We start from the raw sequence: 26,649 nt of genomic DNA, 5'->3' as shown, positions 1-26,649 counted from the left end.
TGAGCCGCCAAAAGCATAGGATGCGACGGATTCAGAACGGACAGACGGATCAATTGGGAGTGGAGATATGACAACGGAACGCGCAGTTTTAGCCGGAGGCTGCTTCTGGGGCATGCAGGATCTGATCCGCAGGCAGCCGGGCGTGATCTCGACCCGCGTCGGCTACACCGGCGGCGCTGTGAAGAATGCCACCTACCGCAATCATGAAGGTCATGCCGAAGCGATCGAGATCACCTTCGATCCCGCCAAGACCAGCTTTCGGACCATGCTGGAGTTCTTCTTCCAGATCCACGATCCGACCACGCTCAACCGCCAGGGCAATGATTTGGGCACGAGCTATCGCTCGGCGATCTTTTATACCAGCGACGAACAGAAGCGCATCGCAAAGGATACGATTGCAGACGTCGAGGCGTCCGGTCTCTGGCCTGGCAAGGTCGTGACCGAGGTCGCGCCCGCAGGCGAGTTCTGGCAAGCCGAGCCGGAGCATCAGGATTATCTCGAACGCTATCCGGACGGGTACACCTGCCACTTCATCCGCCCCGACTGGAAACTGCCGCGGCGCGGGGCTGCAGCGGCAGGCTAGAGCTGGTCGTCGTTATTGTCGGGGAGAGCCATGCCCGAAATCCGCGAGATCATCGTCGGCATCCGCAGATCACATCGACCGCTTTTCGGGCCATCTCCCTCAGCTCGGAGCGGCGGGCGCCGGCACGGGCGCGAATGGCGATGGTGTGCATCGTGGCTGAAGCGAGAATGGCAAGCGCCGCTGGATCGGCGTCGCGCTTCAACTCGCCCTTGTCCTGCGCAAGGCGGAAGCGGGCTTCGAAATCGGCATCGATCATCCGCAGTCCCGCCGCGACGCTGCTCCGGATCGCGGCATCTTCGGCGACTTCGGTCACCGCCGTCCCCACCACGAAGCAGCCGCGCGCGGCTCCTTTGCCGGAAAAGTAAATCGACAGCGCCGCGTCATAGGCCAGCATCAGCGCTTCGTCCAAGGGATGGTCCCCGGCGAGAGCCTCACGCGTCGCGGCAAGGCTGATCTCCCAATAACGCGCGAGCGCCTCGAGGTAGAGCGCATGCTTGTTGCCGAACGCCGCGTAGAGGCTCGGCGGACTCATCCCGGTCGCGGCAGCGACCTTGTCCAGGGAGGTACCGGAATAGCCCGTCCTCCAGAACGTCTCCGTTGCCCGCTTCAAGGCGGTCTCTGCGTCGTAGGCCGGTGGCCGTCCCCGGCGCGCCGGGCTCGTTTCGCTCTTTTTCCGTGCCATATCGTCAGAACCCCGGTTGCCCTGTTCCACACGTATATTTGTATGGATCGTTATAAAAATCAAGGGTCGCAGCCTTGATCGCCGCGTTGGAGTGCAATATTTGTAACGAGCGTTATTAAATAGATTGAACCCGAGGATCTTCCGATGCGTTTCGATTTCGCGCCAATCGCCGGCGGGCTCGGCGATGGCAGCAGCTTCCGCCCGAGCGAGGCTGCCGCGCAATGGTTCGGGGCAGGGCTCGGCAAGCGGCTGCGACGGCCGCTGATGCTCGCGCTGCCGATGGCGGTGGCCGTGGTTGGCGCCTTCATCTATCTGGCGCAGGAGCAATATGTCTCGACCGACGACGCCTTCGTGCGTGCCGCCAAGGTGACCGTCAACGCGCGCGTTTCCGGCCAGGCGGTCGAGATAGCCGTGCGCGACAACGAGCGCGTCCGGCGGGGGCAGGTGCTGTTTCGCATCGACCCGGAGCCTTATCAAATTGCCGTCGACCAGGCCGAGGCGCGCCTCGGAAGTGCGCGGCTCCAGATCGAGTCCCTCAAGGCGACCCATCGTCAGCAGCAGGCGGAGCTGCAGTCGGCCAAAGAGACGGCTACCTTCGACGAGCGCGAGTTCGATCGCAAGAAGATGCTGGTTGACTCCGACTTCACGCCACGCGCGGTGTATGAGCGGGCCGAGACGGACATGAAGGTCGCTCGCCACCGCATGGCGTCGATCGAACAGCAGATCGCCAACACGATCGTTGCCCTCAACGGCGATGCCGATATCGATGTCGACCGTCATCCGACCGTTCGCGCGGCCAGGGCACAGCTCGACCGTGCGCGGCTCGATCTCTCCTACGCCACCGTGACGGCGCCGGACGACGGCATCGTGACCAAGGTGGACGATCTCCAGATCGGCGGCTTCGTCAATGCTGGGGCAACGACGTTCTCGCTGCTGTCGAGCCGGCACGTCTGGGTCGAGGCGAATTTCCGCGAGACCGGCTTGACCCACATGCGCCCAGGCCAGGAGGCGACGATCGACGTCGATGCCTACCCCGATCGCAAGTTCAAGGCGCACATCGTCAGCATGAGTCCGGGGACCGGCTCGGACTTCTCGCTCCTGCCGCCCGAGAATGCGACGGGAAACTGGGTCAAGGTCGTGCAGCGATTGCCGGTGCGCCTCGAGCTCGACGATCTCGATCCGAACCGGCCACTGTTCTCGGGCATCAGCGTGACGGCGCGGGTCGATACAGGCCATCGCCGCAGCTGGCCGCATCTGCTCCAACCGGCGCTTGCAACGGAGGGCAAATGAGTACGCCCCTTCCATCGACCACGGCGCCCGGCGGTCATCACGCGATCGCCGCGGCCGCGCTCATGGCGACCTACATGCAGGCCGTCAACATTTCGATACCGAACGCGGCGCTACCTCATATTCAGGCGACGCTCTCGATGGCGAATGACGAGGTCGGCTGGGTGTTTTCCTCGTATATCGCGGCGAGCGCCGTGACCATGTCGATCACGCAATGGCTGGCGGGACGCTACGGCCGGAAAGTGGTCTATCAGGCCGCTGTCACGATCTTCGTGTTGGGTCTCGCCCTCGACACGCTGGCGACGACGTCGATTCAGTTCGTGCTGGCGCGAATCCTCCAGGGCGCGGCGAGCGGACCGCTGGCGCCGCTCTCGCTGGCGATCCTGCTCGAGGCGACACCGCCGGCGCGACATGCGCGCATGAACTTGGCCTGGACCGTCTGCTCCCTGCTCGGCATCAGCAGCGGCCCGGCCATTGGCGGCTGGCTCAGCGAATATTACGGCTGGCCCGCGATCTTCTATTTCAGCCTGCCGATGACGGGCTTCATTTTCCTGACGATGGCTCAGCTGCTCGGCGAGAAGCGGGCTGAGCGGAGCCAGCCCTTCGACTTCTTCGGCCTGACGACGTTCTCCGTCGGCATGATAGGGTTGCAGATGTTGCTCGACCGCGGGGAGCGCCTCGAATGGTTTGCCTCGACGGAAATCTGGATCGAGGCGGGCGCCTCCGTGCTCGGCTTCTATCTCTTCGTCGTGCACGTCATGACGACAAAGGAGCACTTTCTCCGCACGGCGCTGTTCAGGGACCGCAATCTCGTGCTCTCGACGGTCATCTCCTTCGCGGTTGGCTTCGTGCTGCTGCCGACCTTGGCCCTGACGTCCCCGATGCTGGAGGAATTGCTCAACTACCCCGTTGACACCACCGGATACATGACCGTTCCGCGCGGCGTCGCGCTGGTGGGAGCGCTGGTGCTGACGAGCCTGGTCCCGGCGCAGATCGACTACCGGCCGTTCCTCGTGGGTGGAATGACGCTGGTGGTCTATGCCAACTGGCTGATGCTTGGCTATTCACCGGCGATGGATTGGCGGCCGGTGGTCGAGGCCGGCCTGCTCCAGGGAGCGGGCCTCGGCATGTTGCTGCCCGCGCTCGCCAGGGCCGCGTTCGGCACGCTCGATCCGAAGCTCCGCCCGGAAGGCAGCGCGCTGATCAACCTGTCGCGCCTCTATGGCAGCACCATCGGCATCGCGGTGGTCCAGCTCTTCTTCTACGCCAACACGCAGGCTGTGCACGTCGCACTCGCAAAGAACCTCACGCCCTACCGAGTCGCTGCATTCGTCGGGGGGCCGATCGCGAAGCCAAGCCTTGCCGCCCTCAACGGCATGGTCACGCGTCAGGCGGCGACCGTCGCGGTCATCGACCAGTTCGAGATCCTGATGCTCGCCATGCTCGTCGTGATTCCGCTCGTGTTTTTTCTCCGTAAGCCGCGGCCGACCGGTTAACGCCTGGAGCCGTGGAATGACATCGCATCGAATACCTCGTCCCTCGCTTTTGAGGGAGCCGAGGACAAACAAAGGAGTATGAGCATGACTTCGTCAGATACGCTTCGTTATGCGAGGATTCCAACTCATCAATCCGGGACGATTCCCGCGGTGGGATTTGGCACGCTCATTCCGGATCCGCTCGTGACCAGGCGGGCCACCAAGGCTGCATTGGAGGCCGGATTTCGACACCTTGATTGCGCGGAGCGCTATCGCAACGAGGAAGCGGTCGGCGATGCGCTGCAGGAGACGTTCAAGGAGGGAACGCTTCAGCGCAAGGACCTGTTCGTTACGACGAAGCTATGGAACACCAATCATCGGCCGGAACGGGTCAGGCCTGCCTTCGACGCCAGTCGCCGGCGGCTGCAAGTCGACGAGATCGATTGCTACATCATCCATACGCCCTTTGCCTTTCAACCCGGCGACGAACAGGATCCGAGAGATGAGCACGGTCGGGTCATCTATGATTCAGGGGTTACGCTGGCGGAGACGTGGGGGGCGCTGGAGCGCCTGGTCGACGAGGGGCACTGCAAGTCGATCGGTCTGTCGGACATCACCCTGGACAAGCTGCGCGAGATCGTTTCGGTCGCGCGGATCAGGCCCGCCATGGTGCAAGTCGAATCGCATCCGTATCTTCCCGAGTGGGACCTGCTCGACTTCTGTCGAGAGCACGGGATCGTCTTGCAGGCGTTTGCAGCGCTGGGGCACGCGATGAAGCCGAACGTCCTGGCCGATCCGGTGATCACTGCCATCGCGGAGCGTTTGCACAAGACACCGGCCCAAATTGCGCTGGCGTGGGCCGTCCAGCGCGGCACCGCTTTCCTGACGACTTCGACCAATCCCCGGCGCATCCAGGAGAACTTCGATATTTCGGCTTTGCCCAAAGACGCCATGCGAGAGATGAGGGACGAGATCACGACAAACATCAGGTTCAACACGGTCGTCGAGACCGGCGTGCCCGGATTCATTCCGCGCGCCGGATGAATCGGCGCCGGCCAGCCGACTCGTCAAGCTCGGAGCTGCTCGATCAAATCGTGGGCGCTGCGGATTTCGGCGATGCCGGCACCTTCGGTGAACGGCCGGCATGCGCGTTCCAGAATTGCCAAGGCCTCCTTGGTCTGGCCAGCGCCGATCATGTACCGCGCCAGGCTGACCGCGCTTCGCAGCTCCCAGAAGCGCGCGCCTTGCTGGCCGGCAATGTCCATGGCCTCGCGAAAGCGCGGCTCGGCGTCTCCTGAATGCCGGGTGCTCCTGAGCATCAACTCTCCCTTGATGCGGATCAGCTCCGGCAGATACCAGAGCTCCTGCCGGTCGTTGCAGCGGGTCAGGACGTCCTCGATCACGTCGAGGCCGCGATCGACCTGGTCGGCTTCTCCAGAACACGCGGCGAGCTCGCCGAGCAGGGGCAGAAAACGCGGCAGGAAGCGCGCATCGCCGGCGCGATTGAGCTCCTCGCGCAGCAGTGGCAGGCCGGTCGAGTCGCCGCGTTTGACCATGACTGCGGCGTTGAAGGCCCTAGCCCACAGGCCCCACAGCCGGATCGCGTGTCGCTCGGTGTGTTCGAGCAGCTCGGCGCCGTGACGCTGCGCGGCCTCGAAATCGCCGGACCAGAAGGCGATCGGGCAGGCGGCCTGTCCGAGCACGCTGCAGAAGGTCAGTGCGTGGCCATTGGCGCGGCCTTCCTCGATGTTCCTGGCGGTGAGGGCCTGAGCCTGATCGGTCAGGCCCTGAAGCCACAGGATGCGAGCCCGAAAATATTGGGTCGAGATTCTCAGATCGAGCGGGAAGATTTTCGGCTTCTCCGCCAACACATGCAGCGATGCATTGACCCGGTCGATGCGTAGCCGAGCTTCGTTCTGATCCCCGAGATAGTGCAGCGCCACGGCCATCAGCCGGTCGCCCAGCATGACGTCGGTCCTGTCGGACGAATTCGCCGCTGCGTTCGCAAAGCGATCGGCGAGCGCACGGGCCTTGCCGAACTGTCCGTTGTTGAACTGGTCGATGCACAAGCCCCAGAGCGCGCGCAGCCGGAAATCCTTGTCGTCGAGCCTGTCAGCCAGCTCGAGGGTCGTCTCGAGGATCGGCCGCGCCTCGCGCGCGCGGCCCTCGCCATACATCAGCGACCAGCCGAGTGCCGACAGGAGCTGCATGCGGATGCGGTCATCGTCGGCGGTGTCTCCGAGCGCTGCGAGTGCCGTTCTGCTGCGCTCACGGCATTCCGCGAACAGTGAAAGACGCACCCACAGCGTGATCGCGGCCGCCGTTAGCGCGATGCCGAGTGTCGCCTCGCCGTCGGGCCCGAAGGCCCAGTCCAAGGCCGCGCGCACATTGTCCAGCTCCGCGCCATAGACGCTCAGCCATTCGGGCAGCGGCGTCGAAATATCGGCCTCCGCGCGCTGGAATAAATCGCGAAAATGCTCGGCATGACGCCGCGCGAACTGCCTGGCTTCGCCGAGCTCGTTGAGTTTTCCGTATGCATAGGTGCGCGTGGTGTCGAGCAGCCGATAGCGCAGCGTCCGCGAGCCGGACGGCGAGATCAGCGACTTGGTCACCAGGCTGTCGATTGCTTCGAGGGTCTCGGATGCGTTGAGGCCGTCACCGGACGCGACCGCGGCCGCCGCCTCCGGCGCGAAAGGCCCGGCAAAGACCGACAGGCGTCGCAGCGTGGCGCTCTCCGCGGCAGGCAGAAGGTCGTAGCTCCAGTCGAGAGCCGCAGCGAGCGTCTGGTGCCGTGGCACGGCGGTGCGCCGGCCGCGCCATTGCAGGGAAAAGCGGCTGTCGAGCAAAGATGCCGTGCCGGCGATGCCGTAAGCATTGACGCGGCCCGCCGCGAGCTCGATCGCCAGCGCGATGCCGTCGAGGCGCCGGCAGATGCTCGCGACGAGGGGCGCCTCTTCTGCGCTGAGCTGAAACGGTCCCGAGCTCTGCGCAATGCGGTCCACAAAGAGTTGAGCCGCGGGATAGGCAAGAACCTCGTCGATGGCAAGCCCTTCGCGCTCGGGCGGACAATCCAGTGGGAACAGCCGGAAAATCCGCTCGCCTTCGCTCCGGAACGACTCGCGGCTGGTTGCGAGAACACGAAGCTGCGGTGCTTCGCGAACGATGTGCTCGACGAGAGGCGCCAATTGATCCAGCACATGTTCGCAACTGTCGAAGATCAGCAGGGCCGGGCCGATCTTGAGAAAAGTCAGAAGGGCCGGCGTCGGATCTTCCGCGCTGATGGTCAGTCCGAGCGCCGAAGCAATGGTGGTCGCGATGTGACTGGCATCCCTCAGCGGACCGAAATCGACAAAGAAGACTCGCCCGCCGAAATCCTGGGACCGGCGATGCCCGACGGTGACGGCGACCGAGGTCTTGCCGATGCCGCCCGGGCCGACGACGGTCATGAAGCGAAAGAGCGAAAGTCCGTTCGAGATCTTCTCGATGACATCTTCCCGGCCGACCATCCTGGTTAGCTGAGCGGGCAGGGAGCGGGGAGGGGCGGTTTCGGCCGGGAGCGGGGCGGCTGGCGCAGCTGCTTGAGCGAACGAGGCGACAAAGCAATAGCCGCGGCCCGGCACGTTAACGACGTAACGGGCCGACTTGCCGGTATCGCCGAGCGCTTTGCGCAGCGCCGCGACGTGGAAGCGCAGACTGCCCTCATCGACATTGACGCCGGCCCAGATGCGCTTGACCAGCTCTCTCTTGTCGACGACTTCTCCGGGGCGTCCGGCAAGGAAGATGAGAATGTCGAGCGCGCGGCCGCCGACATGAAGCGGCGCCCCCTCCTTCTCCAAGAGCCGGGACTTCGGAAACAGTCGAAATGGCCCAAAGGAAATGGCCGAGTCTTCGCTACGATCTGGCACGCGCCATCGCCCCCTCGAAGGGAGTCAAAAGGTATTACTTTTTGGTCTACCAGAACGAGGCGTACAGTAAACTGGCCGAAAGCAGTGGGCAGGGCTGGCAGCCCTGCGTGGACGGCTTGGGTCGGCTCGCTCGCGAAATTGTGCTTGGAAAGTAAAGAGTTAGGCCGATGTGACAATGCGATGACGCCGAGGCTCGCCCGGATGGAGCATTGACTGCGATGCCGGATTGCTGCGATGGCATCGTCCGGGAGCCGGTCCCGCCACCACATCGACTGCCGACTTCCGGAATTTCCAGCATGGCCTCTTTCACGCGGCGACAATTCGTGCACGCGTTGACAAGCGCAGCGGCGCTCGCCGCGCTTCCCCGCAGCGGACAAGCCGCCGACTATCCGTCTCGTCCCATTCGCCTGGTGATTCCCTACGGACCCGGTGGATCGGGTGACCAGATCGCGCGCCCCTGGGTTGACAGGATGCCGTCGCTGCTGGGGCCGACCTTCGTCGAATATATCGGCGGTGCGGGCGGCGCCATCGGGACCGCGGCGGTCGCACGCGAGGAGCCCGACGGCTATTCGCTGCTGCTCGGCAACGGCAGCACGCAGGTCATCATTCCCATGACGTCGGCGAATCCCGGATATTCGGTTGGCGATTTCCGCGCCATCTACCGGCTGATCAACAGCGCGCTGGTTTTCGCCGTCAATCCTTCAGTGCCCGCCGCAAACCTGCGCGAGTTGATCGACTATGCGAAAGCCAATCCGGGAAAGCTGTCCTATGGCACGCCGGGGATCGCCACCGGAAACCATCTGGTCGGCGAATCCTTCAAGCAGCAGGCCGGCGCGCTGGACATCGTCCACGTGCCCTATCGGGGCATCGCGCAAGCGACCAACGACCTCGTCAGCGGCCAGATATCGCTCGTCATTGCCGTCATGTCCGTTCAATTGCAGCAGCTGGCTCAAGCGGGGAAAGTCAGGCTGCTTGCGGTCACCACCGAAACGCGGCTGAGCGGCGCGCCGGAGATCCCGACCGCCGTCGAATCCGGCATGCCCGGCATCCGGTATGAGGGATGGTTCGGTCTGTTCGCGCCCAAGGACACCGACGATGCGATCATTGACCGGATCGCGCAGGCGACGCGGCTCGCCATGGCCGAACCGGCGCTTCTGGCGAGCTATCGCGCCCAGGGCATGGAGCCGGACAACGATTCAAGTCCGGACAAATTCCAGCGCATCGTCGAGGCCACATCCGCAAGCCTCGCGCCCCTGATCAAATCGATCGGGCTGAGCAATTTGTGAGGCCGCTCAGCCGTCGGCGCGCGTAACCATGCGCGCCGTCAGCGTGACGAGGCCCATCAGCGCGGTCAGGAGCCAGAACGCCATCGGCAATCCGCCAAGACGTGCGACGAAGCCCACACCGGCGGGGCCGACGAGAACGCCGGCATATCCGGCGGTCGTGATCGCCGCGACGGCGAGCCCCGTGGGCATCACCGTCTGCCTCGCCGCCCGGCGGAACAGCACCGGCACGAGGTTCGATGCGCCGAGGCCGATGAGCAGGAAGCCGGCTACGGCGACCGCCACGACGGGAGCCGTGAGCAGGACCACGAAACCCGCGATCGCAATCAGGCTGCCCCAGACCAATGTCGTGCGGTCTCCGATCCGTGCGACGACGGCGTCGCCGCCGAGCCGCCCGATCGTCATCGCAACCGAGAACACGATGTAGCCGATCCCGCCTTGCGCTTCGGAGACGAGGCCCGCGCCGATGACGAGCAGCGCGCCCCAATCGAGCATTGCGCCTTCGACCAGGAAGGTGATGGCGCAAAGCAGCGCGAGCAGGAGCACGGCGCCATGCGGCAACACGAACAACGGCCCCTCCTGCACCTGCACGGAGCGAAGCAGCCGCGGCCAGGCCGCCAGCGTCGCGATCAGCATCAGGACGGAGCAGATCAGTGTGCATGCGAGCGCGCCGAGTCGCAGCGAGAGCAGTGCGGTCATCAGCGCGGATCCGGCGAAGCCGCCGATGCTGAACAGCGCGTGGAAGCCGGACATCAGCGGACGTCCCGCGGCGCGCTCCACCTCAACCGCGTGGATGTTCATGGCGACGTCGATGGAGCCGAGCGCGGCGCCAAACGCGAAGAGCGCCAGCGCGAGCGTCATGGACGAGCTCGCGATTGTCAGCAGAGGCAGGACCAGGGCAAGACCGAGCCCGCCCGCAATGATGATCGGCTTGCTGCCATAGCGCGCGCTCAGCACGCCGGTCAGAACCATCGCGACGACCGAGCCGATGCCGAGGCTGAGCAGGAGCAGTCCGAGGATGCCGTCGTCGACGGCGAGCCGCGCCTTCGCGAACGGCACCAGCGGTGCCCAGCACGCGATGCCGAAGCCCGCGACGAGGAAGGCAAGCCTGGTCGCAAGGCGTGTCGCTGGCCTGTCGGCAGAAGACATGGGAACTCCGGGGAGAGGGAATCAGGGCAGGGGCAATCGAAAAGCCTCGCAATTGTCGCGTCTTTATGTCCGCGGCGGACTCGGATTGTCGCAGGCGGCCCGTGGGGCGGACGGAACGCCAGTGCGAACCAAGGAGTGAGGCTTCGTAGCCCGGATGGAGCGCAGCGCAATCCGGGGCCGCTCGCGCGGCATTCGGCACCGTCCCGGATTACGCTTGCGCTCCATCCGGGCTACGGGACCGCGCCTGTGTCGCCCCCTGTCAATCGCCCACCGCAAATATATTCTACTTTACCGAAATTCGGTTTTGGCGTATGTGCTGCTCATCCCGGCTCATCCTTGAGGGGCGATCTTGTGGTCGTCACGTTCGCGAGCCGGGCTTGCGGTGGACGCGGCAGCGTTCGGGTGCGAGTGGCCAAGGGCAGGGCGGATTGCTCTCCGTGAGCCCAAGGCTTCGTTCCGACGAGCGGCGCTGCTAGGCTTCGTCTCGTCTGTAAGTTTCCGGCTCCGTCGACAGGGCTGGAAAAACTGCGGCGAAATGGCGAGCCGTGCGTACGGCAAAACCGTGTGGTCCTGGCCGTCGTTGCTACGGTCAAGCCCTGGCGAATGCGGCATCTGCGTCAACCGGCGCGGTGCCGGTGAATTTCGCGAGGGCGAGGGAGGCCAAAAGGAACTCGGCTCCCGGGAGAGCACGGCATAAGCCGTCCAACCATCGCGCAGGGAAGGCCGAGTGATTGGCTACACCTGTATGCTGCTGTGCGGTTTCCTTGCGCTACATTTTCGCGCAGCGGACCGCGGGTGCGAGGTCAGCACCCGGCCTTCCCTGCGCCCTCTTGGACAAGAGGGTGGAATGACGAAGCAAAGCTCGGGCGAAGTGCGCCGCGAGGACGCGAAGGCGTGTCTGCGGCTACACACTCCCTGTCATCGCCCGGCTTGACCGGGCGATCCAGTATTCCGAGACAGTTATGATTGAACCGAGAAGCCGCGGCGTACTGGATTCCCCGCTTTCGCGGGGAATGACAGTGGTGCTGGGAGGACGAAGCCGTCACCTCATACTCCGTCATTGCGAGCGCAGCGAAGAAATCCAGTCGGCCGCCGCGGAGGGATTCTGGATTGCTTCCGCCTTCGCTAAAGCTTCGGCGGACAAGTCGCTTCGCTCGCAATGACGATGGGGAGAGAGTGGGGCAGCGCGCCGTTCTAGCCGCCGAGTATCCGCCTGCAAGCGTCGACGAACACCTGGGCTCCGGTGATGATGTCGACCTCGGCGGTGTTCTCGGTCCAGTGATGGCTGATGCCGCCGATCGACGGCACGAACAGCATGCCCGCGGGCATGACGGCTGCAAGCATCTGCGCATCGTGGCCGGCGCCGCTGGGCATGCGGATGGATCGTCCGCCGGCCAGGGCCTTGCTCGCGGCTTCGATCGCGTCCTGGATGCCCGCGTTCATCATGGCCGGCGCGCCAGTGCGAATCTTTTCCACGGTGACGGTGCAGGGACCGTTCGCGCTGGCCTCGTCCGCCATGCTCCGCAGCAGTTGCTCCAGCCGGGCGATGACAAAAGGATCGTCGTCGCGGATCTGGAACAGCATTTCGGCTTCCCCCGGAATGATGCTGGGCGCGCCGGGATCGAGCGTGATGCGGCCGGTGGTCCAGACCGTGCGCGGCCCGCAGCTATCGGGGAAACGTTCGTCGATGGCGACGCAGAACTTCGCCAGCGCCAGCCCGGCATCCTTCCGTGCAGCCATGCGGGTCGTGCCGGCGTGATTCTGCTCACCGACGAAATTGATCTGGTATTGCCAGATGCCGACGATGGAGGTGACAACGCCGATCGCAAGGCGGCCGCTTTCGAGCGTGTCGCCCTGCTCGATATGGGCTTCCAGATATCCGACGTGCCGGCCCGGCTCGGCGGTGGCGCGCGGTCGTCCTGCGAGCCCCATGTCGGCGAGTGCGTCCCGCATGGTGCGGCCGCTGGTGCGGTCGCGTGCGGCATCAATGTCGGCCTCGGTCACTTGCCCGACATAGGAGCGCGAACCAAGGAAATGCCCAAAGTGTCCTTCCTCGTCGCACCAGGCGGCAAGTTCGACCGCACCTTCGAGCGAGGGATCGGCATTGAGCACGCGGGCCGCTTCGAGCGCGTAGACGACACCGAGCGGGCCGTCGAGCCAGCCGGCGTAGTTCTGGCTTTCGAGATGCGATCCCGCGAGCAGCTTGGGTCCGGGCTTTGCGCTGGTGCCGAAGACATTGCCGATGCCGTCGATCGCGGCGGTGAGGCCCGCGTCGGGTAGCTTCCGCACCAGCCAATCCAGCGAAAGCTTGTGCGGCTCGGAGAAGGTCGGCTTGTGCACGCCGGTCTTGTAGGCGCCGATGGCACGGAGCGCATGGAGATCGGCGAGAACGCGCATCCCGTTTGCGCGTGAAAAGGTCTCAGGCATGCTCGGCAACCTTCAACGCCTCGGTGCGGATCTCCTCGACCAGCCGTTCCTTCAACTGGACGAATTCGGGCGTGGTCTTGATCTTGTAGGAGCGCGGATGCGGCAGGTCCACGTTGATCTCGGCCTTGATGCGGCCGGGGCGTGCGCTCATGACGATGACGCGGCTGCCGAGGAAGATCGCTTCCTCGATATCGTGGGTCACGAACAGCACGGTCTTCTGGTCGCGCTCCCAGATCCCGAGCAGCATTTCCTGCATCAGGGCGCGCGTCTGGTTGTCAAGCGCGCCGAAGGGCTCGTCGAGCAGCAGGATCTTGGGATCATTGGCGAGCGCGCGCGCGATCGCGGTGCGCTGCTGCATGCCGCCGGAGAGTTGTTTTGGCCAATGGTTCTCAAAGCCGGACAGGCCGACCTGGCGGATGAAGGCGTCGGCGATCTTGTTTCGCTCCGCCTCGGGCACGCCACGCTCGCGCAGGCCGAAGGCGATGTTCTCGCGCACCGTCAGCCAGGGAAACAGCGTGTAGGACTGGAATACCATGCCGCGGTCGGCGCCCGGGCCGGTGACCTCGCGTCCGTCGAGGACCACGCGTCCGCCGGTCGGGCGATCGAGGCCGGCGACGATGCGAAGCAGCGTGGACTTGCCGCAGCCGGAAGGGCCGAGGATGGTAACGAAGTCGTTGTTGCCGATCACAAGATCGGTCGGCTCCAGCGCCCTCGTCGGCGCGTTGCCGTGGCGCGCGGGAAAGGTTCGCGAGACCTGTTCGATCTTGAGGATCGTCATGCGAGCCTCCAGGGAAACAGCCACGCGTTGAATGCCTTGAACAGGAAGTCCGAGACCAGGCCGATCAGCCCGATCACGATGATGCCGAAGATGATCTGGCCGGTGTTGAGCAGCGCCTGGCTGTCGGTGATCATGTGGCCGATGCCGGAGGAGGAGCCGATCAGTTCGGCGACGATGACATAGGTCCAGGCCCAGCCCAGCACCAGCCGCAGGATCTCGGCGATCTCCGGCGCGGAAGAGGGCAACAGCACGCGGCGGATGATGCCGCGGTCGCTGGCCCCCAGCGTATAGGCCGCCTCGACCAGGTCGCGCCGCGTGGTGCCGACGGTGACCGCGATCATCAGGATGATCTGGAACACCGAGCCGATGAAGATGACGAGCAGCTTCTGCAACTCGCCGATGCCGGCCCACAGGATCAGGAGGGGAATGAAAGCGGAGGCCGGCAGATAGCGCGCAAAGGAGACGAACGGTTCAAGGAATGCCTCGACCGGCTTGTAGGCCCCCATCAGCACGCCGAACGGCACGGCGATGATGGCGGCCAGTACGAAGCCGCCGACGACGCGCCAGATCGTCATGCCGATGTCGAACAGGAAGCCCTGTTTGACGATCAGATCGACGCCTTCCTGCACCATGGTCAGCGGGTTGGCGAGGAACACTTTCGACACGTGGCCGCCGAAGGTTGCCCAGGACCAGAGGGCAACGAACACCACGAAGAACGCAAGGCCGTAAGCCACGCGCTGCCTTGACGTCACGGGATCGAGGGGACGCATCAAACTGTGTATCCGGGTGGTGAACAAGTCTACCGGCCCCGCCGCGAGACGGGGCCGGCGGCTCCTGGGAGATTTACTTGATGTAGCTCGCGTCGAAGAGATCCTCGACCTTCGGCGCGGCCTTGATGATGCCGATCTCCAGCAGGAGGTCGGCAGCCTCCTTGTTGAAGGTCAGGAAGTCGCCGGCGAAGAATTTCTGGTTCGCGGCCTTGTCCTGCCAGCGCAGATACTTCGCCGAGTTGCCGAATGCCTCGCCGCTCTGCTTCACGTCGGCGCCCATGATATCGTAGGCCTTGGCCTGGTCCTTGGCGATCATGTCGAGGGCCTCGAAATAGCTGTCGGCGAGCGCCTTGGCGGCCTTCGGGTTCTCGGTGAGGAATTTCGGCGTGCAGCCGAACGTGTCCATGACCATCGGATAGTCGAGCGTGGTGGCGATGATCTTGCCCTTGTCGGGGGCGGCACGAACCGTCGACAGATACGGCTCGTAGGTCATCGCGGCATCGTTCTGGCCGGAGACGAAGGCCTGCGCGGCCGCGGCCGGCTCGAGGTTCACGACGGTGACGTCCTTCACCGACAGGCCGTTCTTCTTGAGCATCCAGGCCAGCGCGAAATAGGGCGAGGTGCCGGGCGCGGAAGCCGCAACCGTCTTGCCCTTCAGATCCTTGATCGCGGCGAGCTCGTTCCGCACGGCCATGCCGTCGGCGCCGTAGCTCTTGTCGAGCTGGAAGATCTGCTTGGTCGCGACGCCGTTGGCGTTCCAGGAGATCCAGGTCTCCACGGTCGTTGCCGCGCACTGGACGTCGCCGGACGCGATCGCGAGATGGCGATCCTTCTGCGGAATCTTCTTGATGGTGACGTCGAGGCCGTTCTTCTTGAAGATGCCGGCCTCCTTCGCCAGCGTCAGCGGCGCGAAGCCGGTCCATCCGGAGATGCCGACGCCGACCTTGACGTCGTCGGCGAGCACGGGGGTGGAGACCGTAAGCGCAATGACTGCCGCAAATACTTTCGAACTACGCATGATTGTCGTCCTCTTGCCGATCGATGGATTGACGTCCTGTTGATCATTGTCAGTCCCAATGGACCGTTGCCCGAAACGTTGCACGATTTGTGCCGACATCGTCCTCTCAGCCTCCCTTGAATCGGGCGACAAGGCGGTGAGAGTCACCGGGATAGAGCAGCCGCACGGCGGTGATCGTGCGCGCGCTGCGCCAGGTATAGCGGTCGATCACGAGGCAGGGTGCGCCGACGGCGATGTCGAGCGCTTCGGCCGTGCGATCGTCCGCAACGATAGCGCTGATCGTATGCTCTGCCTCTGTCCATGGAACATGGTGAAGCAGCCATGAGCCGGGTGGCTCACGCGAAAAATCCGCGGTCGCCGCATCCGGCACCGACGCGAGATCGATCAGTCTGTCCTCGACGGCGAAAGGCACGTTGTCGGCGCTGTGGCGGCAGGTGATCGCGACCACCTTGCCCGCCTTCTTGACGCCGAGGCGGTCGCGGTCGGCAGCGGTTGCGGCGCGGAGTTTGCGACCGATCAGCTCGTAGCCGTAAGCACGCCCGAGCGCAGTGATCTCGGCGCGCATGTCGGCGATCTTGAGCACGGCGGACTGGTGTTGCGGCCGGCGGACGAAGGAGCCGGCACGTCGCCGCCGCTCGATCAGGTCGGCTTGGGCGAGCTCCGACAGCGCCTTGTTCACGGTCATGCGCGAGCAGCCGTAGCGCGCGACCAGTTCGTGCTCGAACGGGATGCGATGGCCCGGCGGCCATTCCCCGGTCAGGATGCGCTTCTCGATGTCGGCGCGGATCCGTTTGTAGAGCGTCGGCTTGTCGGCGGCATCTGTGGCGAGGCTCATGCGACGAGCCTCCGGACCGACGCGTTGAAGCGTTCGCGTGCGGTCTGGCGCAGCCGGTGCCGTCCGCCCTCGACGACCTTGTCGCCGCCGGCCCAGACGCAATCGACCGCACCGCTGCCTGCGGCAAAGATCCAGCCGTCGATGACGGCGTCGCGCGCGCGCCCCGCCAGCGAGGGATGCGTGGTGTCGAGCGTGACGATGTCGGCGCGCGCACCTGGCGTGAGACCGACTGACATCTGTGCTAGTGCCCGCGCGCCGCCTGAAAGCGCATGATCGAACAGGGCGCGTCCCGTCGAGCGGCCTGCGCCGGCGGAGAGCACGTTGCGCTCGCGGTGCTTGAGCCGTTGGCCATATTCGAGCTGGCGCAGCTCGTCGGCGACGCCGACCAGCACATTGCAATCCGTGCCAATGCCAAAGGCACCGCCGGCACCGACGAATTCGCGAGCCGAGAAAATGCCGTCGCCAAGGCTTGCCTCGGTGATAGGGCAGAGTCCCGCGACCGCGCCAGTCTTGGCGAATGCAGTGACTTCTTCATCCGTCGTGTGGGTCGCGTGGATGAGGCACCAGCGTCGGTCGACTGGCGCGTGCTCAAGCAGCCATTGCACTGGACGCTGTCCAGACCAGGCCAGGCAATCCTCGACCTCCTTCACCTGCTCGGCGGCATGAATGTGCACCGGGCCGCCGTCCGCGAGCGGAATGATCGCTGCAAGCTCGGCCGGCGTCACAGCGCGCAAACTGTGCGGCGCGATACCGATATTTGCGCCCGGCAATTGTTCAATCGCCTTGCGCGAGGCGCTCACCAGCGCGGCGAACTGATCAACCGTACAGATGAAGCGGCGCTGGTCGGCATGCGGTGCTGCGCCACCAAATGAGCCGTGCGCATAAAAACTCGGCAGCAATGTCAGTGCAATACCCGAGGCTTCGGCGGCCTGCGCGATGCGTGCGGCCATTTCGCCGATGTCGGCGTAGGGCGAGCCATCGCGGTCATGATGCAGATAATGGAATTCGCCGACGCGGGTAAAACCCTGCTCCAGCATCTCGACATAAAGCAGTGTCGCGACCGCTGCGACGTCGTCAGGCGTCATCGCCAGCGCGAAGCGGTACATCGCCTCGCGCCAGGTCCAGAAGGTGTCGGTGCTGTCGCCGCGCAGTTCTGCGAGACCCGCCATGCCGCGCTGGAAGGCGTGGCTGTGCAGGCTCGCAAGTCCCGGAAGCGCGATGTCGTGGTGTTCGTCCCCGGAGGCCGGGGCCACGCCCGGCGTCACCTCGGCGATCGCGCCGGCGGTGATCACCACCTGCACGTCATTGGCCCAGCCCGAGGGCAGGAGCGCGGAGGCGAAATGCAGTCGTGTCATGTTTCCATGCCGGCTGGACAGAACCGCGACACGATTATATGTCTAGACATATAAGTCAAGCATCCCAGGGCGCAGGGGCATCCGCGAAGGGACAGTTGCATGGCAGAGCGCTTCGACCGGATCTGGCATAACGCCCGGCTCGCCACGATGCGGGCCGACCGCGCCGATCTTGGTGAGATCGAGCATGGCGTGATCGCCGCGCGCGCCGGCCGTATCGTCTATGCAGGTGCGCAGACTGATTTTCCGGCGGATGCCGATGCAGCCGAACGGATCGATTGCGGAGGGCGCTGGATCACGCCCGGTCTCGTCGATTGTCACACCCATCTGGTCTATGGCGGCAACCGCGCCCATGAATTCGAGCTGCGCCTGAAGGGCGCGAGCTACGAGGAGATCGCGCGCGCCGGCGGCGGTATCGTCTCGACAGTGGCCGCGACGCGCAAGGCAAGCGAGGCCGAGCTCGTAGCACACGCGCTGCCGCGGCTCGATGCGCTGATTGCCGAGGGTGCCACCACGGTCGAGATCAAGTCCGGCTACGGCTTGGATACCGAGACCGAGATGCGGCAGCTGGCCGCCGCGCGAAGCCTCGGCTGTCAGCGGTCGGTCGCGATCCGCACATCCTTCCTCGGCGCGCATGCGCTGCCGATCGAGGCGGAGGGCGACAAGGATCATTACATCGATCTCGTCTGCAGGGAGATGTTGCCTGCGATTGCAAAGGCCGGCCTGGCCGATGCCGTCGATGCCTTCATGGAGGGGATTGCATTTTCCGGCGAGCAGACGGCGCAGGTGTTCGAGACAGCGGGGCGGCTCGGACTGCCGGTCAAGCTGCATGCCGACCAGCTCTCGAACCTCGGCGGCGCTGCGCTTGCCGCGAAATTCTCGGCGCTATCGGCTGATCACCTCGAGCACACCGACGAAGCCGGTGCAGCGGCGATGGCAAAAGCTAAAACGGTGGCCGTGCTGCTGCCCGGCGCCTTCTACTTCATCCGCGAGACGCAAAAACCGCCGGTCGAGGCGTTCCGCAAGCACGGCGTTGCCATGGCGCTTGCGACCGACTGCAATCCGGGCAGCTCGCCGCTGACTTCGCTCCTGCTTGCCATGAACATGGGCGCGACGCTGTTCCGGATGAATGTGGCCGAATGCCTTGCCGGCGTCACCCGGGAAGGCGCGCGAGCGCTCGGCGTGCTCCATGATACCGGCACGTTAGAGGCAGGCAAATGGTGTGATCTTGCGATCTGGGACATCGAGTGCCCCGCCGAGCTGGTCTACCGTATCGGCTTCAATCCGCTGCACCGCCGGGTGTGGAGGGGACAATGACGGAGAAGCGCGCGCCGATCGTCGTCAAGCCGGGAACCGTCGGCCTCGATGACCTCGCGCGCGTGCTCGAAGGCGCGTCTGTTGTTCTAGATCCCTCGTTCTGGCCGCGCGTCGACGCGGCCGCGGAGATCGTTGCAAGGGCCGCGCGCGCCGACGCTCCCGTGTACGGGATCAACACCGGCTTCGGCAAACTTGCCTCGAAGCGCATTCCGCCGGACCAGACCGCGCTGCTCCAGCGCAACCTCATCGTCTCGCATTGCTGCGGCGTCGGTGCGGCGACGCCCGAGCCCATCGTCCGCCTGATGATGGCACTGAAGATCATCTCGCTCGGGCGCGGCGCCTCCGGCGTGCGCCGCGAGGTGATCGAGCAGCTGCAGGCCATGCTGGCGCGGCGCGTCTCACCGCTGGTGCCGCAGCAGGGTTCGGTCGGCGCTTCCGGTGACCTCGCGCCGCTCGCGCATATGACCGCTGTGATGATCGGCGAAGGGCAGGCGATCGTCGATGGCAAGATCGTATCGGGCCGCGAGGCGCTCGCCGCGGCCGGCCTGCCGCCACTGACGCTCGGTCCCAAGGAAGGGCTCGCGCTGATCAACGGCACGCAATTCTCCACTGCCTACGCCGTCTCCGGCGTGCTGCGCGCATTTCGCCTGGCCCGCGCCGCGCTCGTCACCGGCGCGCTGTCGGTCGATGCGGCGATGGCCTCGACGGCGCCGTTCCGCCCCGAAATCCAGGCGCTGCGCGGCCATTCGGGACAGATCGCGGCCGCGGCAGCCTTGATGGCGCTGCTCGAGGGCAGCGACATCCGCCTGTCGCATCTCGAAGGCGACGAGCGCGTGCAGGATCCCTATTGCCTGCGCTGCCAGCCGCAGGTCGCGGGCGCGGCGCTCGACCTGATCGTGCAGGCGGCGCGGACGCTGATCGTCGAGGCCAATGCCGTCACCGACAATCCGCTCGTGCTGGTCGAGACCGGCGAGATCGTCTCCGGCGGAAACTTCCATGCCGAACCGGTGGCCTTTGCCGCGGATACCATCGCGCTTGCGCTGTCGGAAATCGGTGCGATCAGCGAGCGGCGCATCGCGACGCTGGTCGATCCCGCGCTCAATTTCGGCCTGCCGCCGTTCCTCACTCCCGATCCCGGTATCAATTCCGGCTTCATGATCGCCGAGGTGACGGCGGCCGCGCTCTATGCCGAGAACAAGCAGCGCGCGGCCGCCTGCTCGATCGACTCGACGCCGACCAGTGCCAACCAGGAAGACCACGTCTCGATGGCCGCGCATGCCGCACGGCGGCTGTCCGATATGGCCGACAATCTCGCTGCCATCCTCGGCATCGAGTTCCTGGTCGCCGCCCAGGGCATCACGCTACGCGCGCCGCATGCGACGAGTGCGCCGCTCGTTGCCGTCATTGCGGCACTGCGCGAGCAGGTAGCGCCGCTCGGCGCAGACCGCTACATGGCCGGCGATCTCGCCAAGGCTGCAGCGATGATCGAGGCCGACGCGCTGCCGGCTGCGGCGCTCGCCGTACTTTCAACCGACCCGTTTCCGACGCTTGCCTGACGAGGTGTTCCGCACCCATGCTGACGCGCCGCGCGTCCTGATCGCCAACTCCAACATCGTGCCGCACTGGGCGACGCTCGATCATTTCAACGAGCTCGATCGCAAGGGCCTGATGATGTACGGCCAGATGACGGCGGGTTCCTGGATCTATATCGGCAGCCAGGGCATCGTGCAGGGCACCTACGAGACTTTTGTTGAGGTCGGGCGTCGCCATTACGGCGGCAGCCTCGCCGGCAAATGGATTCTGACGGCCGGTCTCGGCGGCATGGGCGGCGCGCAGCCGCTGGCTGCGACCATGGCGGGAGCCTCGATGCTGGCAGTCGAATGCCAGCCGAGCCGCATCGAGATGCGTCTGCGCACCGGTTATCTCGATCGCCAGGCCGCCACGCTCGACGAGGCACTTGCGATCACGGCGGAGGCGGCCAAGACGAAGAAGGCGGTCTCGGTCGGCCTGCTCGGCAATGCCGCGGAGATTTTTCCCGAGCTGGTCCGCCGCGGCGTCAGGCCCGATATCGTCACCGACCAGACCAGCGCGCACGATCCGATCAACGGCTATTTGCCGAAGGGCTGGACGCTCGCGGAGTGGGAAGCCACGCGCGCCGCCGACCCCAAGGCCGTGGAGCGCGCCTCGAAAACCTCGATGGTCGAGCACGTCCAGGCCATGCTGGATTTCCATGCGCAAGGCATCCCGACCCTCGACTACGGCAACAACATCCGCCAGATGGCCCAGGACATGGGCCTGAAGAATGCCTTCGATTTTCCGGGCTTTGTCCCCGCCTATATCCGTCCGTTGTTCTGCCGCGGCGTCGGGCCGTTCCGCTGGGCGGCGCTGTCGGGAGATCCCGAGGACATCTTCAAGACCGACGCCAAGGTCAAGGAGCTGATGCCTGACGACAAGCACCTGCACAATTGGCTCGACATGGCCAGGGAGCGCATCAAGTTTCAGGGCCTGCCGGCGCGGATCTGCTGGGTCGGGCTCGGCGATCGCGATCGCCTGGGCCTTGCCTTCAACGAGATGGTAGCGCGCGGCGAATTGAAGGCCCCCATCGTGATCGGGCGCGATCATCTCGACAGCGGCTCGGTGGCGAGCCCCAACCGCGAAACCGAAGCGATGAAGGACGGGTCGGACGCCGTGTCCGACTGGCCCTTGCTCAACGCGCTGCTCAATTGTGCCAGCGGCGCGACCTGGGTGTCGCTGCATCATGGCGGCGGCGTCGGCATCGGCTATTCCCAGCATGCCGGCATGGTGATCGTCGCCGACGGGACGCCGGAGGCGGCGAAGCGGATCGCGCGCGTTCTCTGGAACGACCCTGCCAGCGGCGTCATGCGCCACGCCGACGCGGGCTACGACACAGCGATCGAATGTGCCCGCGACAAGGGGCTCGATCTGCCGAGCCTGCGCTAGTCCAGGCGCGACTCAGGCCACGACCCTGGCTCCGGCGCCGCCAAGGCGCTGGCGTTCCTTTGCGAGATACTCGCCGATCGCGTCGCCGTGCATGGGCATTGCGAAGTAGTAGCCCTGGATGAAGTCGCATCCCAGCCGGCGCAGGGTGTCGAGCTGAGCGCGGGTCTCGATGCCCTCGGCGACGCAGGCGATCTCCATGTCGTTACAGAGGCCCGTGAGGGACTTGATGATCTTGTGGCTCACTGCATTGTCGTTGACGTCGGCGATGAAGCTGCGGTCGATCTTGATCTTGTCGAGCGGCAGCCAGTGCACGTGGCTCAGCGAGGAGTAGCCGGTGCCGAAATCGTCCAGCGAAATGCCGCAGCCCATCGCCTTCAATGCCGCGATCGACTGTTGTGCGCGTACGAAATCGAAGGTGACGGCGGTCTCGGTGATCTCGAAATCGATCCGGCGCGGCGACAGCCCGCTCTTCTCGACGATGGTGATCAGCGGCAGGATGCCCTCGGGCGAGCAGATGTCGTGCGCGGACAGGTTGAACGACAGGCGGATGTGGTCGGGCCAGGTCCTGGCCGTCGCGAGCGCGCGCACCAGCAGAGCCTGCGTCAGCGGCCGGATCAGGCCGATGCGCTCGGCGGCGGGAATGAAGTCGGCCGGCGAAACCAGGCCGAGGCGGGAGCTGCGCCAGCGCGCCAGAACCTCGAAGCCGGCGGTGTGCTCGCTCATGGCGTCCACGATCGGCTGGAACACCAGGTCCATCTCGGTGCTGAAATCGGCGGTGCGCAGCAAATTCTCGATGACGCCGCGGCTGCGGATCTCGGCCTCGAGCTCGCCCGAGAAGATCACGGTGCGGCCGCGCAGATGGCGCTTGGCGTGATAAAGTGAATAGTCGGCGCATTCATAGAGCGCTTCCGCCGTCGTTGCCGATTGCGGGAATAGCGCGAAGCCGATCGAGCAGGACAGCCCGGTATGGGCGGTGTCGAGCTGGTAGGGCAGCTTGAGCTGGTCACCAACGCGTTCGCCGAGCCGCATCAGATTCGCATCGTCAGGGTCGCCGCACACGACGAGGCCGAACTCGTCGCCGCCGAGCCTGGCGAATTCCACCCGCTGCGGGCCGAAGCCCTCGCAGACTTCGCGGATGCGCCGGCCCGCCTCGATCAGAACGCGGTCGCCGACCGAATGGCCGTAATTGTCGTTGATCGGCTTGAAGCCATCGAGGTCGATGATCCCGACCGCGACGCGAACGTTCCTGCGCTCGGCATCGGTGAACGCGCTCGACAGCTCGGCGAAGAAGCGGCGGCGGTTCGGCAGTTCGGTCAGGGAATCGAGGTTGGCGAGGCGGAAGTTCTCGTCCGAGAGGGCTTGGGTGGCTGCCTGTTGTGCCAGCAGCGATTTGCGGCTCGCGACGAGATCGGCGAAGTCGCGATAGTAGATGAACAGCACCGTCACCATCGCCCCCGACACGAGCAGATTGTTGACGGCGATCGCCTTCAGCGTCGGCTCGCCGGTGGCCCAGAAGAACAGCACATAGGGCACGTCGACGACCAGCGTCACGATCAGTGCCGCCGAGCGCAGATGCATCAGCGAGAAGATGCAGCCGATCACGGTCACCGCCATGTAGAAGGCAACCTGGCTCTTGGCGAAGGGGTCGCCGTAAGGGTAGAGCGCGAAGGACCAGACTGTGAAGCCCGCGCCGATCGGCAATGTCATCCAGTTGGTGGCGCGCAGATTGCGTAGGATGTCGGCATCGGTGCGCACGAGGTGCCGTTGGCGCAGCCACCAGAAGGTGCGAAGCGCCGCGAGCGCGGTCAGCACGGATGGCACGATGAGCGTCAACCAGTCCGGCGCCACGCTCACATAGGTATAGGCGACAGCGATCGTGTTGCTCATGAGGATGAAATAGAGCAACGGGATCTGCTTGGAGAAGGCGTCGAATTGCGCGCGCGTGAGGTCGGGGTCAGCGGGCACGCGAAACAGCTGCAACGCGGCGGCGAGATGAGACTTCAAATTGGTGACAGGCATTGCAATACGAGCCCCGGATCCCCTTCAAAACGCTGGGGATGTTGCACGGCGAGGGTAAAGGTCGCGTTAGGCGGGTCTCGCAGGAAAAGCCGGCGAAGGTTGTACGCTACCGGGAGTTTTCCGGCCGCCTGCATTGGTGAGGCCGGGTTAACGATATGTGGCGGCGAAAACGAGCGTATCGATTGCAAAAGACCGCAAAAACGTTGGTGACGCTCTGCTAACCATCGGTGTCGGCGCAGCATTCTGTCGCATCGCCAATGGTGCGAGGCGATCTGCTCGTACACCTCTCCTTGTCGAGGAAAGGTGTGCGGATGCCCGGATGACCGCTATTTCTTCTCGAGCGCGGCGGTCTGCTTGGCGAGCTGCTTGTCGAAATCCTCCGACAGGGTTGTGGCGTAGGCTGCGAGCTCACCCGGCTTGACGAACGGGTTCGGTGCGCCGTCCTTCATTTCGGCACGCTTGGCCTGCATGCCATAGACCTCCGGATGCGGCCCGAGCAGCACGTCGATCTTCATCGCCTTCACCTTGGCGTAGGTCGCACGGTAGTCGTCGACGATTCCGGCATGGGTCGGCTGGCCGACCAGCCGGTTCAATGCCACCGTGCCGCTGCAGAAGAACAGCACGTCGCGGTCCTGATTGCCGTCCTTGGCGGTCATTTCCCAGCTCGTGCAGCCCGGCGAGTGGCCAGGAGTCGCATGCGCGGTCAGCGTGGTGTCGCCGAGTGTGACCTTGTCGCCCTCCTTCACGGCGCGATCGACCTTCACTGCGTGGAAGGCGAGGTCCTCGTTCTTCTCGTCGCCAGGATAATAGCCGCCCTCCAGCAGCGGCTTGTCGCGTTCACCGGCCACGAGCTGTGCACCGGTCTCCTTCTTGATCTCGGCGAAGCCGCCGGTGTGGTCGAAATGCGCGTGCGTATTGAGGATGATCTTGATGTCGGAGACCTTGAGACCGAGCTTGGCAATGTTGTCCTTGATCATGCCGGTGGATTCCGGAAGCGCCGTATCCATCAGGATCAGGCCCTGTGAGGTCTTGATGATGTAGACGGCGATGCCGTCAGTGCCGACATAGTAGATGTTGCCGATGAGCTGGAACGGCTCGAACGGCGTGGTCCATTTCTTGGTGACCGCCGCAATGAAATCCTTGACGGTCTGCGCCTGCGCGCCGGTTGCGAGGAACGCCAATGCACAGAGCGCGGCCCTGAGCTTTTTCATCGTTTGTCTCCCAGATTGTTCTTGCAGATTGTTCTTGTCGTCTTGATCGGGCGCGGCCTTCGCGCGGCCGGCCGGCAAGCTACGTCGTGCGAGGTGCGGCAGCAACGGCCACATGTCTGAAAAATGTCGTGGCATGCGCGGAATAACCGTGCCCGTCCGTTTTGAGCATGGCGGCCATCGCTGCAACGCGGCCGGTTGGGGTTTGACCGCGCGCAGTCGGCTCGCCATACTTTGCCCCAAGGCGAGCCAGAAAGACTCGTCGGCATCGGGAGCTGAAATGACCAGATCATCCTCCGTCCTTGCGGGGACGCTGAGTTTCCTCGTCTCCTTCACTTCAATTGCCTACTCGCAGCCGGCCTGCGTCACCCAGAACATGGTGATGCCGCCTGGGGCCAACAGCACCGACAAGGCGGCCCCGTTCTTTATCGATACGACGGGTCTCGATTTCAAGACGGCGCCTCCGACGCGCGATCCATCCAATCCCAATTACCCGCGCGCGACCGAGCTTCCTGACGGAACGCTGCCGCCACCGGGTGCCGAGGGCAATTTTATCATCGGCCCCACCCACAATCCTGCGCCGGAGACGATCGCGAGGGAGGGTGTGCCGCGCGGGACGACAAAATCCTTCACGCTGCCGTCGAAGGAGAGCGCCATCTACAATCCCGGCCTGATCCGCGACGACGTCGCCGGCTGCACCAACTCCTCGATCATGACGACGGTCACGGCGCCGGAGGACAAGTCGCACATGATCGTCACCACCAGCCATCCCGGCGTCTGGTCGCGCACCATCGACGTCTATGTGCCGGCGCAATATGTGCGCGGCACCGAGGCGCCGTTCATCGTGGTCGGCGACGGCGGCTCGAACGCCTACAAGGATCTCGCCACTACGCTCGACAATCTGATCGCGCAGCGCCGCGTGCCGCCGATGATCGCGATCCAGATCGGCAATGGCGGGCAGGACGCGCAGGGCAGTCAGCGTGGCCGCGAATATGACGCGGTGTCAGGTACCTACGCGCAGTTCGTCGAGCGTGAAGTGCTGCCGTTGGTCGAAAAGAACGCCGACGTCAAGCTGACCAGAAATCCCGATGGGCGTGCGACCATGGGGCTGAGTTCGAGCGGCGTGGCAGCCTTCACCATGGCGTGGTTTTATCCCGATCTCTATCACCGCGTGCTGGCGTTCTCGCCGACCATGGTCAACCAGCAATGGCCGCACGACCCGTCGCTGCGCGGCGGCGCCTGGGAATATCACAGCGCATGGACGGGGGCGGCCACACCCAATCTCATTTCCAAGGCTGGCGTGCTCACGCCGGCCGAGCCGCCCGGCGTGCCGCTGATCGTCGCTGCGCCGGCCAAGCCGATCCGCTTCTGGTTCTTCGGCGGCGACCAGGACCTGTTCTATCCGAACCCCACCATTCCCGACGGCATGCACGACTGGACCCTCTCCAACGCGCTGATGGCCAAGGTGCTGGCGGAGAAGGGCTACCACTATCAGTTTCTGTTCGTGCGCAACGCCAAGCACGTCGACCGTCCCACGATCGCGCAGACGCTGCCGTCGGCGCTGGAGTGGGTCTGGAAGGGCTATCCGATCCCCTGAGCG

19 protein-coding genes and 1 pseudogene are annotated in these 26,649 nt (G+C 64.8%); 9 read left to right on the top strand and 11 right to left on the bottom strand.

Going from position 1 to position 26,649, the window contains the following annotated elements:
• The first annotated feature begins 67 nt into the window (after nt 1–67).
• A complete protein-coding gene (gene msrA / locus ABIB90_RS19440) occupies nt 68–583 on the top strand; it encodes a peptide-methionine (S)-S-oxide reductase MsrA (protein WP_219683097.1) in 516 nt (171 codons plus the stop codon).
• A gap of 49 nt (nt 584–632) precedes the next feature.
• Here msrA and ABIB90_RS19435 read toward each other — a convergent pair whose 3' ends face one another.
• Nucleotides 633–1,193: a TetR/AcrR family transcriptional regulator gene (locus ABIB90_RS19435; protein ID WP_354201211.1), complete on the bottom strand. Its 561-nt coding sequence runs from the start codon at nt 1,191–1,193 to the stop codon at nt 633–635.
• A gap of 216 nt (nt 1,194–1,409) precedes the next feature.
• Here ABIB90_RS19435 and ABIB90_RS19430 point away from each other — a divergent pair, with 216 nt between their 5' ends.
• The 3 genes from ABIB90_RS19430 (at nt 1,410) to ABIB90_RS19420 (ending at nt 5,071) form a co-directional block, all read left to right on the top strand.
• Nucleotides 1,410–2,555 (top strand): HlyD family secretion protein, encoded by a 1,146-nt coding sequence (locus ABIB90_RS19430; protein WP_354201210.1) that lies wholly within the window; start codon nt 1,410–1,412, stop codon nt 2,553–2,555.
• The gene (locus ABIB90_RS19425; RefSeq protein ID WP_219683095.1) at nt 2,552–4,048 is read left to right on the top strand and encodes an MDR family MFS transporter; all 1,497 of its coding nucleotides are present in this window, start codon (nt 2,552–2,554) and stop codon (nt 4,046–4,048) included. The genes ABIB90_RS19430 and ABIB90_RS19425 overlap by 4 nt, the downstream gene beginning before the upstream one ends.
• An 84-nt stretch (nt 4,049–4,132) precedes the next feature.
• Nucleotides 4,133–5,071: an aldo/keto reductase gene (locus tag ABIB90_RS19420; RefSeq protein ID WP_354201209.1), complete on the top strand. Its 939-nt coding sequence runs from the start codon at nt 4,133–4,135 to the stop codon at nt 5,069–5,071.
• Nucleotides 5,072–5,094: 23 nt separating this feature from the next.
• On the opposite strand, the gene ABIB90_RS19415 is transcribed toward ABIB90_RS19420, so the two are convergent.
• Nucleotides 5,095–7,932, bottom strand: a complete 2,838-nt coding sequence (locus tag ABIB90_RS19415; protein WP_354201208.1) for an ATP-binding protein — start codon at nt 7,930–7,932, stop codon at nt 5,095–5,097.
• 296 nt (nt 7,933–8,228) lie between these two features.
• On the opposite strand from ABIB90_RS19415, the gene ABIB90_RS19410 reads away from it, so the two are divergent.
• Nucleotides 8,229–9,218 (top strand): Bug family tripartite tricarboxylate transporter substrate binding protein, encoded by a 990-nt coding sequence (locus tag ABIB90_RS19410; protein WP_354201207.1) that lies wholly within the window; start codon nt 8,229–8,231, stop codon nt 9,216–9,218.
• Nucleotides 9,219–9,224: 6 nt separating this feature from the next.
• Here the strand turns inward: ABIB90_RS19410 and ABIB90_RS19405 are convergent, their stop codons facing one another.
• From ABIB90_RS19405 to ABIB90_RS19375, 7 genes are all read right to left on the bottom strand, one after another.
• Nucleotides 9,225–10,364: an MFS transporter gene (locus ABIB90_RS19405; RefSeq protein ID WP_354201206.1), complete on the bottom strand. Its 1,140-nt coding sequence runs from the start codon at nt 10,362–10,364 to the stop codon at nt 9,225–9,227.
• Between the two features lie 1,194 nt (nt 10,365–11,558).
• Entirely contained in the window at nt 11,559–12,791 is a 1,233-nt protein-coding gene (locus ABIB90_RS19400) for a Zn-dependent hydrolase (RefSeq protein ID WP_354201204.1), read from the bottom strand.
• Nucleotides 12,784–13,569, bottom strand: coding sequence for an ABC transporter ATP-binding protein (locus tag ABIB90_RS19395; protein ID WP_007601311.1), 786 nt, complete (start codon nt 13,567–13,569; stop codon nt 12,784–12,786). Before ABIB90_RS19395 ends, ABIB90_RS19400 begins: the two co-directional genes overlap by 8 nt.
• The gene (locus tag ABIB90_RS19390; RefSeq protein WP_027519414.1) at nt 13,566–14,339 is read right to left on the bottom strand and encodes an ABC transporter permease; all 774 of its coding nucleotides are present in this window, start codon (nt 14,337–14,339) and stop codon (nt 13,566–13,568) included. Before ABIB90_RS19390 ends, ABIB90_RS19395 begins: the two co-directional genes overlap by 4 nt.
• Before the next feature lie 73 nt (nt 14,340–14,412).
• Entirely contained in the window at nt 14,413–15,357 is a 945-nt protein-coding gene (locus ABIB90_RS19385) for an ABC transporter substrate-binding protein (RefSeq protein ID WP_354201203.1), read from the bottom strand.
• A gap of 106 nt (nt 15,358–15,463) precedes the next feature.
• Entirely contained in the window at nt 15,464–16,192 is a 729-nt protein-coding gene (gene hutC, locus ABIB90_RS19380) for a histidine utilization transcriptional repressor HutC (RefSeq protein ID WP_354201202.1), read from the bottom strand.
• Nucleotides 16,189–17,547: a formimidoylglutamate deiminase gene (locus tag ABIB90_RS19375; protein WP_354201201.1), complete on the bottom strand. Its 1,359-nt coding sequence runs from the start codon at nt 17,545–17,547 to the stop codon at nt 16,189–16,191. The genes hutC and ABIB90_RS19375 overlap by 4 nt, the downstream gene beginning before the upstream one ends.
• A gap of 99 nt (nt 17,548–17,646) precedes the next feature.
• Between ABIB90_RS19375 and hutI the strand changes: the two genes are divergently transcribed.
• The 3 genes and pseudogenes from hutI to hutU all read left to right on the top strand — a co-directional run.
• Nucleotides 17,647–18,861 carry an imidazolonepropionase gene (hutI, locus tag ABIB90_RS19370; protein ID WP_354201200.1) on the top strand — a complete coding sequence of 405 codons (1,215 nt, stop codon included), beginning with the start codon at nt 17,647–17,649 and terminating at the stop codon, nt 18,859–18,861.
• Nucleotides 18,858–20,417: a histidine ammonia-lyase gene (gene hutH / locus ABIB90_RS19365; protein WP_007601333.1), complete on the top strand. Its 1,560-nt coding sequence runs from the start codon at nt 18,858–18,860 to the stop codon at nt 20,415–20,417. The genes hutI and hutH overlap by 4 nt, the downstream gene beginning before the upstream one ends.
• A gap of 1 nt (nt 20,418) precedes the next feature.
• A pseudogene (hutU, locus tag ABIB90_RS19360) lies at nt 20,419–21,822 on the top strand (urocanate hydratase); the annotation flags it as partial.
• Between the two features lie 12 nt (nt 21,823–21,834).
• On the opposite strand, the gene ABIB90_RS19355 reads toward hutU, so the two are convergent.
• Nucleotides 21,835–23,841: a putative bifunctional diguanylate cyclase/phosphodiesterase gene (locus ABIB90_RS19355; RefSeq protein WP_354201199.1), complete on the bottom strand. Its 2,007-nt coding sequence runs from the start codon at nt 23,839–23,841 to the stop codon at nt 21,835–21,837.
• A 326-nt stretch (nt 23,842–24,167) separates the two neighbouring features.
• Nucleotides 24,168–25,052 (bottom strand): BJP family subclass B3 metallo-beta-lactamase, encoded by an 885-nt coding sequence (gene blaBJP, locus ABIB90_RS19350; protein ID WP_354201198.1) that lies wholly within the window; start codon nt 25,050–25,052, stop codon nt 24,168–24,170.
• Nucleotides 25,053–25,329: 277 nt separating this feature from the next.
• Here blaBJP and ABIB90_RS19345 point away from each other — a divergent pair, with 277 nt between their 5' ends.
• The gene (locus ABIB90_RS19345) at nt 25,330–26,646 is read left to right on the top strand and encodes an alpha/beta hydrolase (protein ID WP_354201197.1); all 1,317 of its coding nucleotides are present in this window, start codon (nt 25,330–25,332) and stop codon (nt 26,644–26,646) included.
• The last annotated feature ends 3 nt before the right edge of the window (nt 26,647–26,649 follow it).

The organism is Bradyrhizobium sp. JR4.1 (genome assembly GCF_040548605.1).
Classification (GTDB): domain Bacteria; phylum Pseudomonadota; class Alphaproteobacteria; order Rhizobiales; family Xanthobacteraceae; genus Bradyrhizobium; species Bradyrhizobium canariense.
Note: the sequence above shows the minus strand (reverse complement) of the source record. Positions and strands in the feature narration are given on the sequence as shown.

Coding starts and splice junctions, on each gene's coding strand:
- msrA (WP_219683097.1), top strand. CDS start 68: ATGACAACGGAACGCGCAGTTTTAGCCGGAGGCTGCTTCTGGGGCATG.
- ABIB90_RS19430 (WP_354201210.1), top strand. CDS start 1,410: ATGCGTTTCGATTTCGCGCCAATCGCCGGCGGGCTCGGCGATGGCAGC.
- ABIB90_RS19425 (WP_219683095.1), top strand. CDS start 2,552: ATGAGTACGCCCCTTCCATCGACCACGGCGCCCGGCGGTCATCACGCG.
- ABIB90_RS19420 (WP_354201209.1), top strand. CDS start 4,133: ATGACTTCGTCAGATACGCTTCGTTATGCGAGGATTCCAACTCATCAA.
- ABIB90_RS19410 (WP_354201207.1), top strand. CDS start 8,229: ATGGCCTCTTTCACGCGGCGACAATTCGTGCACGCGTTGACAAGCGCA.
- ABIB90_RS19405 (WP_354201206.1), bottom strand. CDS start 10,364: ATGTCTTCTGCCGACAGGCCAGCGACACGCCTTGCGACCAGGCTTGCC.
- ABIB90_RS19400 (WP_354201204.1), bottom strand. CDS start 12,791: ATGCCTGAGACCTTTTCACGCGCAAACGGGATGCGCGTTCTCGCCGAT.
- ABIB90_RS19395 (WP_007601311.1), bottom strand. CDS start 13,569: ATGACGATCCTCAAGATCGAACAGGTCTCGCGAACCTTTCCCGCGCGC.
- ABIB90_RS19390 (WP_027519414.1), bottom strand. CDS start 14,339: ATGCGTCCCCTCGATCCCGTGACGTCAAGGCAGCGCGTGGCTTACGGC.
- ABIB90_RS19385 (WP_354201203.1), bottom strand. CDS start 15,357: ATGCGTAGTTCGAAAGTATTTGCGGCAGTCATTGCGCTTACGGTCTCC.
- hutC (WP_354201202.1), bottom strand. CDS start 16,192: ATGAGCCTCGCCACAGATGCCGCCGACAAGCCGACGCTCTACAAACGG.
- ABIB90_RS19375 (WP_354201201.1), bottom strand. CDS start 17,547: ATGACACGACTGCATTTCGCCTCCGCGCTCCTGCCCTCGGGCTGGGCC.
- hutI (WP_354201200.1), top strand. CDS start 17,647: ATGGCAGAGCGCTTCGACCGGATCTGGCATAACGCCCGGCTCGCCACG.
- hutH (WP_007601333.1), top strand. CDS start 18,858: ATGACGGAGAAGCGCGCGCCGATCGTCGTCAAGCCGGGAACCGTCGGC.
- ABIB90_RS19355 (WP_354201199.1), bottom strand. CDS start 23,841: ATGCCTGTCACCAATTTGAAGTCTCATCTCGCCGCCGCGTTGCAGCTG.
- blaBJP (WP_354201198.1), bottom strand. CDS start 25,052: ATGAAAAAGCTCAGGGCCGCGCTCTGTGCATTGGCGTTCCTCGCAACC.
- ABIB90_RS19345 (WP_354201197.1), top strand. CDS start 25,330: ATGACCAGATCATCCTCCGTCCTTGCGGGGACGCTGAGTTTCCTCGTC.